This is a genomic window from Streptomyces humi, from assembly GCF_001005085.2.
Taxonomy (GTDB): domain Bacteria; phylum Actinomycetota; class Actinomycetes; order Streptomycetales; family Streptomycetaceae; genus Streptomyces; species Streptomyces humi.
Window position 1 is genome coordinate 1 of sequence record NZ_LBMU02000003.1, and the last position, 13,507, is coordinate 13,507.

Genomic DNA, 13,507 nt, shown 5'->3' on the forward strand with positions numbered 1-13,507 from the left:
GGGTGGGGTGGGCTCCGGGGAGGGCGGATGGGTGTCGGGGGGCGGGGGGCGGTGGCCGAGGAGGATCGACTGGTGGGTCGTGTGCAGGGCCGGGCCGGGGGGCGTGCCCAGTTCCTCCGCGAGCCATCGTCGTACCGTGGCGAAGCAGTCCAGGGCCTCCGCGCCGCGCCCGGCGTCGTACAGGGCCCGCATCAGCATGTCGGCCAGCGGCTCCACCAGCGGGTACTCGGCGAGCAGGTCGGTGAGCGGGCCGATGACGGCGTCGGGATCACCGCGGCGCAGCTCGATCCGGGCCCAGCCGACCGCGGCGTCCACCCGCTGCCGCCGCCAGGCCTCGCGCATCCGCGCCGCCCACTGCCCGTGCAGTCCGCTGAGCGGCTCCCCGCGCCACAGCCCGAGCGCCTGGCGCAGCAGCGCGGACCTGGTGTCGTCCGGCTGCTCCGCCGCCTGGGCACGGTCGACGAGCTTGCGGAACCGGTGCACGTCGACCTGTTCGGGATCGGCGTCCAGCACGTAGCCGCTCGACCGGCGCAGCAGCGGCAACGGCCGCGTACCGCGGTCCCCGGCCTCCGCGCAGACCCGCCGGATGCCGGCGATGTGGGCGTGCACCGCCCGGCGTGCCGCGTCCGGCGGGCCGGCGTCCCAGACCCGGTCGATGAGCGCGGCCACCGTGACGGGCCGGCCGGTCTCCACGGCCAGTACGGCCAGCACCGTACGACGCTGCGGGGGCCCCACCTCCACCGTGCGCCCCCCGGCCGACAGTTCCACGGGCCCCAGTAAGTGCACCTGCACCATGCTGTTCGCTCCCCCCTGCCCCGCCCCCGCCCCCGCGGTCGACCCCATCTTTCACCGTCCCCCCTTATTTCCGACAAGCAATCGACAACGTTTCTGCACATGACCTGATGCGAACCTGCTGGCGTACTGGCCGAGCAGACGCCCGATGCGGGGACCCGGCACGGGCGACGGGGGTGAACGGCTTGAACGGACCAGGTGGGACAGGTACGGCCGCGGCGACCATGACCTCGTCGCCGGGGGCCGCGGGCCGCAGCGTGCTGGAGGGCGCCTTCGGTCTCCTCGAAGCGGTGGAACGGGCCGGGGAGGCGGGGCTGACGAGGCTGGCGGCGGAGTGCGGGCTGCCCAAGTCGACCGCCCACCGGCTCCTCGAACAGCTGGCCGAGCTGGGGGCGGTGGAACGGCATCGCGGCGGCTACCGGATGGGACCGCAGATGTACCGGCTCGGACACCGGTGGCAACCGAACCCGGGGCTGCGGTCCGCCGCCCGGCGGCCGATGCACGAGCTGGCCGAACTGACGGGCGCCGCGGTGGGGATCTGCGTGCTGTGGAAGGGGCAGGCCCTGGTCCTGGAATGGGTGCCCGGCAAGGGGGCCGGGCCGGCTGTCGTGGCCCGCCGCGGGACCACCTGGCCGTGGCGCGCGGCGGCCGGCAAGGTCCTGATGGCCACGGCCGGACCCGTCACCCTGCCCTGCCCGCCGCCCAGGTCCTGGGCGCGGGAGGCCGCCGGCATCCGGGCCCGCGGCGCCGCCTTCGACCGGGAGGAACTGGTACCGGGGGTGTGCTGCGCGGCCGTACCGCTACCGGGCCGGCCGGGGCGGGCGCCGCTGACGTCCCTGTGTGTGGTGACCGATCCCGCACACCGTCTGGAGCGGATCGCCGACGCCGCCGCGCGCACCGCCCAGGTCATCGGCAACGGGCTGCGCGGCCGGTGACCGACGGGGCGCGGGGTGTCCCGGAGCAGGACCCCCCGTCGTTGTGGCGGAACCGGGACTACAACCTGTGGTGGTCGGGCACCGCCGTGTCCGCGCTGGGCACCGGCGTCTCCAGGCTGGCGCTCCCGCTGCTGATGCTGGCCGTCACCGGTTCCGCGGCGGCGGCCGGCGTGGTCGGCACGTGCGCGAGCGCCGGTCTCACCGCGGGCCTGCTCCCGGCGGGCGTGGCCGCCGACCGCTGCTCACGCCGGGCGCTGCTGACGGGGGCCTCGCTGACCCAGCTCGCCACGACGGGAACGGTCTGCTGGACGGTGGCCGCCGGGCACCCGTGGCTGCCGCTGATCGCCGCCCTGGCGCTGGCGCAGGGCCTGGCGTCGGCGGTGTTCGCGGGCGCGGCGGCCCCGCTGGTGCGGCGGATCGTCCCGCGGGCACAGCTCAGGGCCGCCTTCGCACGCGCCGAAGTACGCGACCACAGTGCGGAGTTGGCCGGGGCGCCGCTCGGCGGGACACTGTTCGCGCTGGCCCGCTGGGTGCCGTTCCTCGCGGACGCCCTGTCGTATGCGGCCGTCACCGTGGCCTGCCTGCTGATCCGTACGCCGCTGGGCCCGGACCCGGCCGAACGGGCCGCCAGGCGACCGCCGTCGGGCCGGGACCTGGGCGCCGGTCTCGCGTTCGTCCGGGGGGTGCCGTTCCTGCGGTACACGCTGGTGTGGTCGGCGCTGATGAACCTGCTCTTCACCGGGGTGGCCTTCATGTTCGTCGTGGCGCTGCGGCACCACGGCGCCTCGTCCGCGCAGATCGGCTCGGCCGAGGGGATCGCGACGGCGTGCGGGCTGGGCGGCGCGCTCGCCTGCGGGTGGGTCGTACGGCGGGTCAGCGGCCGCCGGCTCGTCCTGCTCGTCTCCTGGATGCTGGTGTTCGGCGTCGCCGGGCTCGTCCCGCTGGCCGCGTGGCCGTGGGCGGCGGGCCTCTGCCTCGGCGCGAGCATCGTGTTCGTCACCCCGCTGAACGCCGTGTTCGGGGCGGCGATGGTGGCGGCGGTGCCGGACGCGATGGCCGCGCGGGTGCTGACGTCGGTGAACATGGCCGTGCAGTCCTGCGGCTGGCTCGCCCCCGTGCTCTGCGGGGCACTGGCCGACGCGTTCGGCGTCGCGGTTCCGCTGCTCGCCATCACGGTCGGCCTGGCCCTACTGGCAACCACCCACCATCTGGCCCCGACCGCGGTCCATCTGGACGGACCGCACGAAACCGGCGACGGGATCGGGGACGAGGACATGGCCGGGGCCAGGGCCGAGGCGGAGGTCGAGGCCGACGAATCGGGCGACGGCGCCGGTGCGCGTCACGGTACCGGCCTCGGCACCGCGAAGCCTCGCGTCGAGCCGGACGGACAGCCCGGCGATGACGCATAGCGTCAGGCAGCCGTGCGTGGTGTCACGGGGCTTTGGAGGCCGCCACTATCACGCATGTGTAGTCCGTGCGGATCTCTCCGCCCTCCTCGGCGTCGAGGTGGGCGGCCACCGCGCGGAGCAGCCGGCGCCGGGTGGACCACGGCAGGGCCAGGTGGCGGCTCTCGGTGCCGAGGAGCGCGCAGAACTCCCGGGATGCGAGACGGCTCTGCCAGGGCACCGCGATCTTCGTCACCGCGAACCCGTGGGTGCGCAGCTCGTCGGCGTACGCGTCGGCGTCGGTCTCCGTGAGGTCCTGCCGGCCGCCCTGCCCGACCGGCAGCCCGTCGGGCAGCGCGGCCGCGTAGACCCGGGTCAGGCCCGCCTCGGCGGACGGCGCGTAGGAGCCGAAGTTCCAGGCGAGCAGGATCCGCCCGGCCGGGCGCAGGCACCGCGCCGCCTTGGCCGTGCGGTCCCCGGCGCGCAGCCAGTGCCAGGCCTGACCGCAGGCCACCAGGTCGAATCGGCGGCCGCGCGGGTCCCAGGTCTCGAAGGTGCCGACCTCGACGGCGAGCCCGTGCGCCGCGGCGACGGCCGCCATCCGCGGGTCCGGCTCGACTCCGGTGACCCGGTGGCCGAGGGCGGCCAGCGCGCCGGCGAGTTTGCCGGTCCCGCAGCCGACGTCCAGCGCGGTGCCCGGCGGCCCGCCGCCCAGGGCGGTCCAGGCCTCGGTCAGGGCCCGGCCGGGGTAGCCGGGGCGCAGTCGGTCGTAGTCGCGGGCCCGGGCACCGAAGCTGGTGGGCGCCTTGGCCCGTACCGCACGGTGGATCATGTCCATCCTCCGATCAGGTTCACGAACGTGGACGGCGGCAGGAACAGCACGTAGGTGCCCACCGAGGCGAGACTGAAGGGCACCAGCCGCTTGGGCAGCATCGCGGTGAAGGCGGCGTGGGTGAGCAGTCCGAGCAGCGCCCCCGCGTACCAGGTCGCGGGGACGATCAGCAGGACCGGCAGGGCGGCCTCCACCGCGATCGTCGTCAGCGACGGAAGGCGCCAGCGGCGGGCGACCAGGGACGGCTCACCGGTCGCGAACCGGCGGGTGAACCAGTCGGGGAAGTAGTACTCACGGCGTCCCGCGGGCAGTTCGTCGCGCAGGGCCGCGAGCTGCGCGAAGACCTTGTGCAGGGTGTCCCCGCTGGTGAACTGGCGGGACGCGGCCTTGAACCAGGCGCTGCTCCAGTACAGCTGGAACACCAGGACCACCGCGGCGAACTGCGGCCAGGACAGGCTTTCGCCGCCGTGCGCGCGGGGCGGGTCGAGGAAGCCGGCCGGGGAGCCGGCGTCCAGGAGCGACTGGAGGCTCAGATAGGCGTCGGCACCCCGGGCGAAGACGAACGGCAGGCACATCACCCCGAGGAACACGGTGTTGAACTTGCGGTCGAAGGTGAACTCGAACACGCACCAGGCGGCGACCACCGCCGCCGCGAGCGGGGTGAGGACCCCCGCGCACAGGCACAGTGCCGCCACCGCCCGGGCGACGTAGAACACCTTGTACGCGGCCGGACTCAGCAGCAGCTTCACCGCCATCTCGTCCCGCTCGTAGCGCCAGCGCACCAGGGACTTGGGGCGCTCGTCGAAGAACCGGGCCATGCCGTACACATGGTCGGCGACGATCTTCCACACCAGGGCCGTGCCCAGGATCAGGCGGAAGCAGCACAGTGCGGGGCCGGCCGTGGCACCGTGCACCGACAGCAGGTCAGGCACGGACGACCCGGCCGTTCCTGACCGCGATCCGCAACTGGTCGAAGGGCACCAGGAGCACCCCCTCCCCGGCGACCCGGCAGCCGTGCACCTCGTCGAGGTAGCTCACCAGGGAGCCGAGCGCGTCGGCGGAGCTGAAGTGGTCCTGGCGCAGTTCGTGGTCCCACGGGGAGACCGGCCGGCCGTCACGCACGTCGTACAGCCGGACCCGGTAGGCGCAGATGTGGGAGAACATCGCCCACGAGCCGAACGAGCCCGGCGGGGTGAAGAACCCGCGCCACACCAGCCAGGCCACGGCCGCGCAGGCGAGGATCCCCGCGGCGATGTCATCGACCATCGTGTCTCCCCCTGTTCACAGGACCATGGACGGCACCGGCCACCGGTCCATCAGGTACGGCGCCCACCAGTGCGCGTCGCCGAAGGTGAGGACGAGGCGTTCGGCGCGCAGGGCGGTGAGGACCTCGGGGTCGACCTCGTCCGTCCGCTGCCTCTCCAGCAGGGCCACCGCCTGTGCGTAGACCGGCCGCACCAGGTCGAACCGTTGCAGCACGCCGCCCCGCCGGTCGCGGATCTGCACGAACCCGGGACCTCGGCGCCACACGCAACGGCCCAGGTAGAAACGGGTGTTCCACTGGGCGAGGCGTTCGGCGGACCGGGGACCGTCCAGGGAGACGGGGGGCTGGAGGTGCGACAGGTCGTGCGCCGTCAGGGCGGGCAGGGCCCGGCGGCCGGCGCGCAGGTGCCAGCGCACCAGCAGGCCGCGGGCGGTGGCGACCCGGACGAAGTCGAGGGCGCGCAGGTCGCGCGGGTCCGGGGAGCGCAGCGAGACGGGCTCGTCGAGGGCGGTGCACCGCACCCCGCTCCGGTAGAGGTCGTGCACCTGCTCGCCGACGGGCCCGTACGGCGTGGCCGACGGAACGGGCGGCGTCGGCGGGGCGATCAGGAGATCTTCACGCATGTGGGCTCCTCGGCCAGTTCCAGGGCCAGTTCGGGTCCGCCGGTGTCCTCCGACTCGCGGCGGATCCGGCAGATCAGCTGGTTCTCGTGCTCGGTGGCGACATGGACGGCACGGTCGCCCTCGATGAAGACCAGTCCCAGGCGGCGCCAGTCGGCCAGCAGGGCCTCGACCCGCTCCCGGTCCCAGGCGGTGCCGGACGCCGCCGTGCGGCGGACCAGCTGATCGGCGGACCGGGGGTCGTGCAGCGCCCGGAAGAGCCCGACCTCCGTGGCGTCCCGCAGGGTCATGGTCCGCCAGGCGAAGTGCGGCCGGGAGTTGGTCAGTTCGATGCGGTCGCCGAGGTCGACGTAGGAGAGCCGGCTGTGGATGTAGTTGGCGCCCCACTCGTCCAGCGCCTGCTTGAGCCGCTCCGCCACCTTCGCGTCCACACCTCGCCCGGGAGTCTCGAACACATAGGCCAGATCGGCGAGTTCGGACTCGGGGAGGTCGTAGGTGACGAAGTACTGCTTGTGCGGCCGCCGTTCGGCGAAACCGAGTTCGGGGCGGTCGAAGTACGGGCTGAAGCGTTCGAGCGCGATGCGGTTGACCCCGTTGGACGGATGCAGGTGGTGCAGCGCGGGCAGCTGCTCGATGACCGGCAGGTAGTCCTCGGCGGTCTCGCCCGGGAATCCGTACAGGTAGTTCCAGGCCACGGAGAGGCTGTTGCTCTCGGCGTCCCGCAGGAAGCGCACGTTGTGGGTGCCGCTCACCCCCTTGTCCATGATCCTCAGGACGCGGGTGCTGAGACTCTCGATGCCCGGCTGGACGCTGACCACCCCGGCCCTGCGCATCCGCTCGATCTGCGACAGCTTCATGTTCGACTTGACCTCGTACTGGATGCGCAGGTCGAACGGCGCGTCGGCGAGCCGGTCCAGGACCGAGTCGAGATAGGACATCTCCAGGATGTTGTCCACCGCGTAGAAGTCCAGTACGCGGTGGCGTTCGGCGAGCGTGAGGATCTCGTCCAGGTAGGTGCCCGGGCTCTTGCTGCGGAAGGTCATCGCCGAGCCGTTGAGCCCGCAGAAGGTGCAGTGGTGCTTCTCGCCCCACCAGCAGCCGCGCGCTCCCTCCACGGTGAGCACGGTCTCGTACCAGGACTGCACGCGGGAGCGCCGCAGCCGCTCGAAGTACGGGTCGTAGTCGGGGCAGGGTATCTCGGACGGCGCCAGCAGCCGCTCGGCCGGCGGGTTGCTCACGCTCCTGCCGTCGTCGTCGCGTCGGCACAGGCCGGCGATGCCCGAGGTGTCGCCGTCGCCCTCGACCGCCGCGACGAGTTCGGGGAACGTGCGCTCCGCCTCGCCCCGTACGACGTAGTCGAGGAAACCGAAGTTGCGGTGCAGCGCCTCCCCCTGCGGGCCGTCGCAGTTGGCGCCGCCCATGACGGTCCTCACACCGGGGGCGAGCTCCTTGACGCGGCGCAGCAGCGCGAGGGAGGCCACGTTCTGCTGGAACGTCGAGGTCGCTCCGACGAGGCCGGGGCCGTCGGCCACGATGCGCCGGGCCATCGCGTCGACGAAGTCGGGGACGGTCCGGTGCAGCCGCAGGGACACCTCCATCTGGTCGGCGGTCATCGCCTTCCCGAAGGCGCCGCGGAATGCGTCGACCCGCCAGGACGTGTCGTCGTAGAGAGCGGAGGAGAACACCCAGTCCCCGCATCCGAGGAAGTAACTGTGCAGCGAGAAGAAGCTGAACTCGGCTGCTCCCAGGCCTCCTTGTTCGTGCATCCAGTCGGCGAAGTCGATGTTGGCGTAGACGGTCTCGACCTCGGTCCCCGGACGGGTGTCCGCGATCCTGCGCGAGAGGATTCCGAGCGCCAGCGAAGGGGTCGCCGTGGTGGCCCACGGCATGCAGACCAGGGTGACCTTCATGTGCCCTCCAGTGAGATCCGGCGCTTCACGCGGGCGAAGCGCCGGCCGAAGCACAGGAACAAAGGGAAAGGATCAGTACTTCGTGACGTAGACCATCACCGAGATGAACGTCGACCGGGCGTCTTCCTGGGACGGTGCCTGCGGATCGTTGTTGACGACGACTTTCTCCACGGTTCCTCTTCTCCTGTCCGGGGACGCGCTTCCGGTGCGGTGGTGGCAGCGGACGCACCGGAAGCGCCGGGCGGCCTGTGGCGGAGGAAGGGCGTCAGAACTTGACGGTGATCCCGACCTCGACCTTGACCGACTCCCGCTCGTTGCTCTGCGGGTCACTGGTGACGACGGTCTTCTCCATGGCGTACCTCCCCTCGGCCTTTCCGGGTGCCGGGCACGCCGAGTGCCGCACAGCCGTGCCGGCAGGCGTACATCGTCGTAGTCAGCGTGGTACGCCTCGGGCGCCCTGTCGCGAACCGTCCCGTTCAACGGACCGGACGTTGACGCACGGCACACGTACCGTGAGGCTCATGACCACAGTGACTCTCCTGCACCCCGGCGCCATGGGCGCCAAGGTCGGCGCCGAGGCACGCCGTACCGGCACCCGGGTGCTCCATGTCCCGGCCGGCCGAGGCGCGGCCAGCGTCGGGCGGGCGCGTGCGGCCGGTCTGGAGGCGGCCGAGTCGCTCGGCGCCGCCCTGGACGTCAGCGACCTGGTGCTGTCGATCTGCCCACCGCACGCGGCGGAGGACGTCGCCAGGGAGGTCCTCGGCCACGCGTTCCACGGTGTCTACGTCGACGCGAACGCCATCAGCCCCGACCGGGCCCGCCGTATCTCCGATGCCTGCCTGGACCGTGGCGTCGTCATGGTCGACGGCTCGATCATCGGCGCTCCCCCCGGCGCGGGAGCCCAGCCCCGGCTCCACCTGAGCGGCGACCGGGAGGCGGTCGGCCGGGCCGCCGCGGTGTTCGAGGGCACCGCCGTGCTGGCCAGGCCGCTGGACGCCGGGATCGGTGCCGCGTCGGCCCTGAAGATGGCCTTCGCGTCCTTCCAGAAGTCCGCCCGCGCGCTCGCCGCCGTCTCGCACGCACTCGCCGCGAGCCACGGCGTGGGCGACGAACTGGCCCTGGAAGCCGAGTCGATCACCCAGGGCATCCTCGCCGACGTGGACTACCTGCCCAGCCTCGCGGCCCGCGCCTGGCGCTGGGCCCCCGAGATGGAGGAGATAGCCGCCACCCTGCGCTCCGCCGGCCTGCCGCCCGCCCTGGCCGAGGCCAGCGCCACGGTGATGCGCCACTGGACCTCCGACAAGGACCGCTTCGACCTCCCCCTGAAGGACGTCCTGTCCCACCTCCACACCCCGGACGACCCGGCGCCGGACCGCACGCCGGAGTGAGCGTCTCCCCGGCTCCGGCAGGTCGTCCCCACCGGGCGGCGCGTCCCGGGAAGTCGACCGGCAGCACAACGCGCACGGCGAGCCGGCAGCACAACCCGCACGGCAAGCCGGCAGCACAACCCGCACGGCGGGCCGGCAGGCGCAGCCGACCGGCTCAGGGACGTTCTCCGCCCCGCAGTGGGCGCCACGCGGCAGCAGGGGCCACGGGTCAGCGCCGGACGAGGGACCGGATCTCGTCGGCGATCAGCTCCGGATCCTCCTCGGCCATGAAGTGGCCGCACGAGACCGTACGGTGGCGCAGGTCGTCGGACCAGGCACTCCACAGCCCCTGGGCGTGGTAGCCGAGGGCCGCGCCCCAGTCCTGCTGGAGCACGGTGACCGGCATGGCCAGCCGGCGGCCCGCTTCCCTGTCCGCGGTGTCGTGCGCCACGTCCACGCCGGCCGAGGCCCGGTAGTCGGCGACGACGGAGGGCACGGCCGCGGCGGAGGCGGCGAGGTAGTGGGCACGGACGTCGGCGGGGACGGCGTCCGGGGCGAGGGTCCAGGCGTCGAGGAAGTGGCCGAAGAAGGCGTCGGCGGACGCCTCGATCATCCGCTCCGGCAGGCCCGGGGGCTGGGCCATCAGATAGAGGTGGAAACCGACCGCGCCGGTCACCCCGCGCAGGGCGTCCCACATGTCGAGGGTCGGCAGGACGTCGAGGAACAGGGCGTGGGACACCGCCTCCGGGTGGTCCATCGCGGCCCGGAAGGCGACCAGGGCACCCCGGTCGTGGCCGGCCAGGGCGAAGCGGTCGTGACCCAGCCGGGCCGCGAGACGGACGACGTCCCGGGCCATGGTCCGCTTGGAGTAGGTCTCCGGCCCGTTCTCGGCGGGCTTGTCGCTGGCGCCGTAGCCGCGCAGGTCGGGACAGATCACGGTGTGGTCGGCGGCGAGGCCGGCGGCGACGTGCCGCCACATGAGGTGGGTCTGCGGGAAACCGTGCAGCAGCACGAGGGGGCTGCCGGTGCCGCCGACGGCGGCGTTCAGCGTGACGCCGTCACCGACCGGCACGCGCCGCTCGGTGAATCCGGGAATGCTCGGGTGTGTCACAGCGACTCCTGTGGCTCGTGGCAGAGTGGACATCCCGGACCTCCGGCCTCGGCGGACCGGGGCACCCGGGACGGCACCCAGGTTGTGGCCCCCGGATCAGCGATCGATGAGCGAACACGCGGCACCCCGGCACGGCGCCGCCCACGAAGGGACGACGCCGTGGGCGTGGAGTTCGAACCGGGGGGCGGGGAGCACGGATCGGTGGACGCACGGTCCGAGCCGGAGGACGCACGGTCCGAGCCGGAGGACGCACGGTCCGAGCCGGAGGGCGTGCACTGCGGGCCGGGGGATGGCCGCTACGAACCGGTCGGCGGGCGCCACGAACCGGTCGGTGGGGAGTGCGAGCCGGTCGGCGGGCGCCACGAACCGGTCGACGGACGCCACGAACCGGTCGGTGGGCGCCACGAACCGGTCGGTGGGGAGTGCGAACCGGTCGGCGGTGGCCCTGGGGCTGTCGGCGGAGAGTCCGAGCCGGAAGGTGTGCCGGGGGGTGTGCGGTTCGGGGTGTTGGGGCCGGTCGCCGCGTGGAGGGTCGACGGCGCGCCCCTGCCGCTCGGTGCGCCGCGCCACCGCGAGGTGCTGGGACGGCTGCTGGTCGCCCGGGGCCGGGTGGTGCCCGTCGGCCGGCTCGTGGCCGACCTGTGGGAGGGCGAACCCCCGGCCGCAGCGGTCGGCGCGGTCCGCACCTTCGTCGCGGCCCTGCGCCGCGCCCTGGAACCCGCGCGTCCGGCCCGCCGACCGTCCCGGCTGCTGGTCACCGAAGGCCCCGGCTACGCCCTGCGCGCCGGACGCGACACGGTCGACGCCTGGCGGTTCGAGGACACCACGGCCCGCGCCGCCGCGGCCCCGCCGCACGCGGCGGTCGCCCTGTGGGACGAGGCACTCGCCCAATGGCGCGGGCCGGTCCTCGCCGACTTCGCCGGCGTCGCGTGGGCCGCCGCCGAACAGGCCCGCCTGGAGGCCCTGCGCCTGGACGCCGTCGAGCGCCGTGCCGACGCCCTGCTGGCCACCGGCGCCGCCCGGGACGCCGTCGCCGACCTGCGCGCCCACCTCGCCGCACACCCCGGCCGGGAGGACGGCTGGGTTCTGCTGGCGACCGCGCTGGACCGGTCCGGGCGCCGCGGCGAGGCCCTGGACACGCTGCTCCGCGCCCGCCGGGCCCTCACCGGCGCGTACGGCCCCGGCGGCGCGGCCGCCCTGGCCCGCGCCGAAGCCCGCATCCTCAGCGGCACCACCGTCCCCGTGGCCGAACCGGCCGGAGCGGCGGACGGCGTCTGGGACCGCGCGGCCGCCGCGTGGGACCGCTCGGTGCCGGCCCGGTCCCGGGCCCGGCTGTACGCCACGGCCGGCCTGCTGCGCGACCTCGCGGTGACCGGCGCCGACGGTCTGGAAGAGGCCCGCGAGCACCGCCGGGACCTGGTCGCGGCGGCCGAGACGACCGGCGACACCGAGCTGGCCGCGAGGATCATCGGCAGCTACGACGTCCCCGCCGTGTGGACCCGCGCCGACGACCCCGGGGGCGCGGGCGAACTGGTCCGCGCCGCCGCCCGCGCCGCCGCCCGGCTCGGCCCGGACGGGCCGCCCGCCCTGCGGGCCCGGCTGCTGTCGGTCGTCGCGGTCGAGTCACGCGGCGACGCCGCCGCCGACACGGTTCTGCCCCGGGCGGCCGACGCCCCCGCGGCCGAACCGTGGCGGCTGCGCGCGGAACGGGCCGCCGAGGAGGCCGTCCGTCTCGCCCGGCGCCTCCAGGACCCCGCGCTGCTCGCGTTCGCCCTGAACGGTGCCTTCATGCAGTCCTTCGCCGGCTGCGGATCGGCCGCCCGCCGAGACGTCCTCGGCGCCGAACTGACCCGGCTGGCGACCGACCACCAACTGCCGAACCACGAGGTCCTGGGACGCCTGATCCGGCTTCAGGCGCTCGCCGGACTCGGCGATTTCGCGGCGGCGGACGCGCAGGCCGAGGCGATCGACCGGCTCGCCCACCGCAACGAACGGCCGCTCGCCGGGGTGTTCACCGCCTGGTACCGGGCACTGCGCCGCTGCGAGACCGACGGCAGGCCGGCCGCGCGTACCGCGTACGCCCGGGTCCTGGCGGAGACCGCCGACTGCGGGATGCCCGGCCTCACCCGGGGAGCCGCCGTCCTCGTCACGCTGGTCCCGGTCATGCGGGGTGACGCCCGGCCCGACCCGGACGACTTCGCGGACCTGGACCCGGGCCCGTACCGGCCCTGGCTCGACCCGCTGCTCCTGGCCGCCTCGGGCGCCGCCGAACAGGCCCGCCGGGCACTCACCGAGGTGCCCCGCCCACCGCACGACCTCCTCCAGGAGGCGCTGTGGTGTGTACTCGCCCGTGCCGCCGCGTCCGTCGGCCACCTGCCGGTCCTGCGCCGCGCCCGCGCCGAACTGGCCGCCGCCGCAGCGGAGTCCGCCGGCGCCGGCAGCGGCCTGATCTCCTTCGGCCCGGTCACCCACCACCTGCGGTCCACCGACAGGGCCCTCGCCGCCCACGCCCCCTGAGCCCCGGACGGTCACGCCCCCTGAGCCCCGGTCACGCCTCCTGAGCCCCGCCCACGCACCCGGGCAGCGAACCCGGAACTCGTGATCCGGCGCTGATCCGCACGGCCACCCGGTTTTGACCGTCTCCGGCCGGCCAGCGGACGGACCCGCTCTCGCTCTCACGGATCCGCTCACGCTCAAGGCCGCCGGGTGGCCCGGTGCACGAAGGCGGGTGGCAGATTCGCCCACACCGTCCTCGATCGTTCCAACCGGTCGAAACGGCGTGCCAGTTCGGCGGTGAAGTGACGGGCGGGCGGCGTCCAGGCCGCGTGCAGGTAGGCGAAGGTGGTGAACCAGCCGCCGGGCGCGAGGACTTCGGCCACGGCGTCCAGGACGTACCCGCGCCGGTGCTGCGGCATGACCGTCCACGGCAGCCCGGAGACCACCGCGTCGACCGGTTCGCCTGCCACGACGGCCAGCTCGGCCGCCGATCCGTGCACCACGGTCAGCCGGGTGTCCCGCCGGGTGGCCGACAGCCGGGCGGCGAGCACCGGGTTGAGCTCGACGGCGACCAGCCGTGCGCCGGGGGCCAGCCGGGCGAGGATCGCGTCGGTGAACACCCCCGTCCCCGGGCCGAGTTCGGCAACGGTCCGGGCCCGCTCCAGGCCGATGCCCGCGGTCATCGCGTACGCCAGCCTTCGTGAACTGGGCGCCACGGCACCGGTCATGAGGGGCCGTCTGAGGAACTCGGAGGTGATCGACATGGCGGCCATGCTGGAAGCGCCCGGGGTGGCC

The 13,507-nt window shown here is 74.3% G+C and carries 13 protein-coding genes; 4 read left to right on the forward strand and 9 right to left on the reverse strand.

The window, feature by feature from the left end; all coding sequences use genetic code 11:
* The coding region (locus AAW13_RS01175; RefSeq protein WP_240528493.1) for an AfsR/SARP family transcriptional regulator at positions 1-795 on the reverse strand (795 nt) is incomplete at its 3' end.
* Positions 796-1,016: 221 nt separating this feature from the next.
* Here AAW13_RS01175 and AAW13_RS01180 point away from each other — a divergent pair.
* Together AAW13_RS01180 and AAW13_RS01185 are read left to right on the forward strand one after the other, a co-directional pair.
* A complete protein-coding gene (locus tag AAW13_RS01180) occupies positions 1,017-1,727 on the forward strand; it encodes an IclR family transcriptional regulator (RefSeq protein WP_046729911.1) in 711 nt (236 codons plus the stop codon).
* The gene (locus tag AAW13_RS01185) at positions 1,724-3,136 is read left to right on the forward strand and encodes an MFS transporter (protein WP_071659379.1); all 1,413 of its coding nucleotides are present in this window, start codon (positions 1,724-1,726) and stop codon (positions 3,134-3,136) included. The genes AAW13_RS01180 and AAW13_RS01185 overlap by 4 nt, the downstream gene beginning before the upstream one ends.
* Positions 3,137-3,158: 22 nt before the next feature.
* On the opposite strand, the gene AAW13_RS01190 is transcribed toward AAW13_RS01185, so the two are convergent.
* The 6 genes from AAW13_RS01190 to AAW13_RS45720 all read right to left on the reverse strand — a co-directional run bounded on the left by AAW13_RS01190 (position 3,159) and on the right by AAW13_RS45720 (position 8,141).
* Positions 3,159-3,944 (reverse strand): class I SAM-dependent methyltransferase, encoded by a 786-nt coding sequence (locus AAW13_RS01190; protein ID WP_052768569.1) that lies wholly within the window; start codon positions 3,942-3,944, stop codon positions 3,159-3,161.
* Positions 3,941-4,876 carry a hypothetical protein gene (locus AAW13_RS01195; protein ID WP_046729909.1) on the reverse strand — a complete coding sequence of 312 codons (936 nt, stop codon included), beginning with the start codon at positions 4,874-4,876 and terminating at the stop codon, positions 3,941-3,943. Before AAW13_RS01195 ends, AAW13_RS01190 begins: the two co-directional genes overlap by 4 nt.
* Positions 4,869-5,210 carry a hypothetical protein gene (locus tag AAW13_RS01200; RefSeq protein WP_046729908.1) on the reverse strand — a complete coding sequence of 114 codons (342 nt, stop codon included), beginning with the start codon at positions 5,208-5,210 and terminating at the stop codon, positions 4,869-4,871. Before AAW13_RS01200 ends, AAW13_RS01195 begins: the two co-directional genes overlap by 8 nt.
* A gap of 15 nt (positions 5,211-5,225) precedes the next feature.
* The gene (locus tag AAW13_RS01205; RefSeq protein ID WP_046729907.1) at positions 5,226-5,831 is read right to left on the reverse strand and encodes a DUF5825 family protein; all 606 of its coding nucleotides are present in this window, start codon (positions 5,829-5,831) and stop codon (positions 5,226-5,228) included.
* The gene (locus tag AAW13_RS01210; protein WP_046729906.1) at positions 5,813-7,738 is read right to left on the reverse strand and encodes a RiPP maturation radical SAM C-methyltransferase; all 1,926 of its coding nucleotides are present in this window, start codon (positions 7,736-7,738) and stop codon (positions 5,813-5,815) included. Before AAW13_RS01210 ends, AAW13_RS01205 begins: the two co-directional genes overlap by 19 nt.
* Before the next feature lie 265 nt (positions 7,739-8,003).
* On the reverse strand, positions 8,004-8,141 hold the full coding sequence (locus tag AAW13_RS45720) for a hypothetical protein (RefSeq protein ID WP_165941401.1): 138 nt from the start codon (positions 8,139-8,141) through the stop codon (positions 8,004-8,006).
* Positions 8,142-8,259: 118 nt separating this feature from the next.
* On the opposite strand from AAW13_RS45720, the gene AAW13_RS01215 reads away from it, so the two are divergent.
* Complete coding sequence (locus AAW13_RS01215; RefSeq protein ID WP_046729905.1) at positions 8,260-9,126, forward strand: NAD(P)-dependent oxidoreductase; 867 nt, start codon at positions 8,260-8,262, stop codon at positions 9,124-9,126.
* 208 nt (positions 9,127-9,334) lie between these two features.
* Here AAW13_RS01215 and AAW13_RS01220 read toward each other — a convergent pair whose 3' ends face one another.
* Complete coding sequence (locus AAW13_RS01220; protein WP_071659380.1) at positions 9,335-10,249, reverse strand: alpha/beta fold hydrolase; 915 nt, start codon at positions 10,247-10,249, stop codon at positions 9,335-9,337.
* Positions 10,250-10,708: 459 nt separating this feature from the next.
* Between AAW13_RS01220 and AAW13_RS01230 the strand changes: the two genes are divergently transcribed.
* Complete coding sequence (locus AAW13_RS01230) at positions 10,709-12,733, forward strand: AfsR/SARP family transcriptional regulator (RefSeq protein ID WP_240528494.1); 2,025 nt, start codon at positions 10,709-10,711, stop codon at positions 12,731-12,733.
* A gap of 176 nt (positions 12,734-12,909) precedes the next feature.
* Here AAW13_RS01230 and AAW13_RS01235 read toward each other — a convergent pair whose 3' ends face one another.
* The gene (locus AAW13_RS01235; protein WP_046729920.1) at positions 12,910-13,476 is read right to left on the reverse strand and encodes a class I SAM-dependent methyltransferase; all 567 of its coding nucleotides are present in this window, start codon (positions 13,474-13,476) and stop codon (positions 12,910-12,912) included.
* Positions 13,477-13,507: the final 31 nt, after the last annotated feature.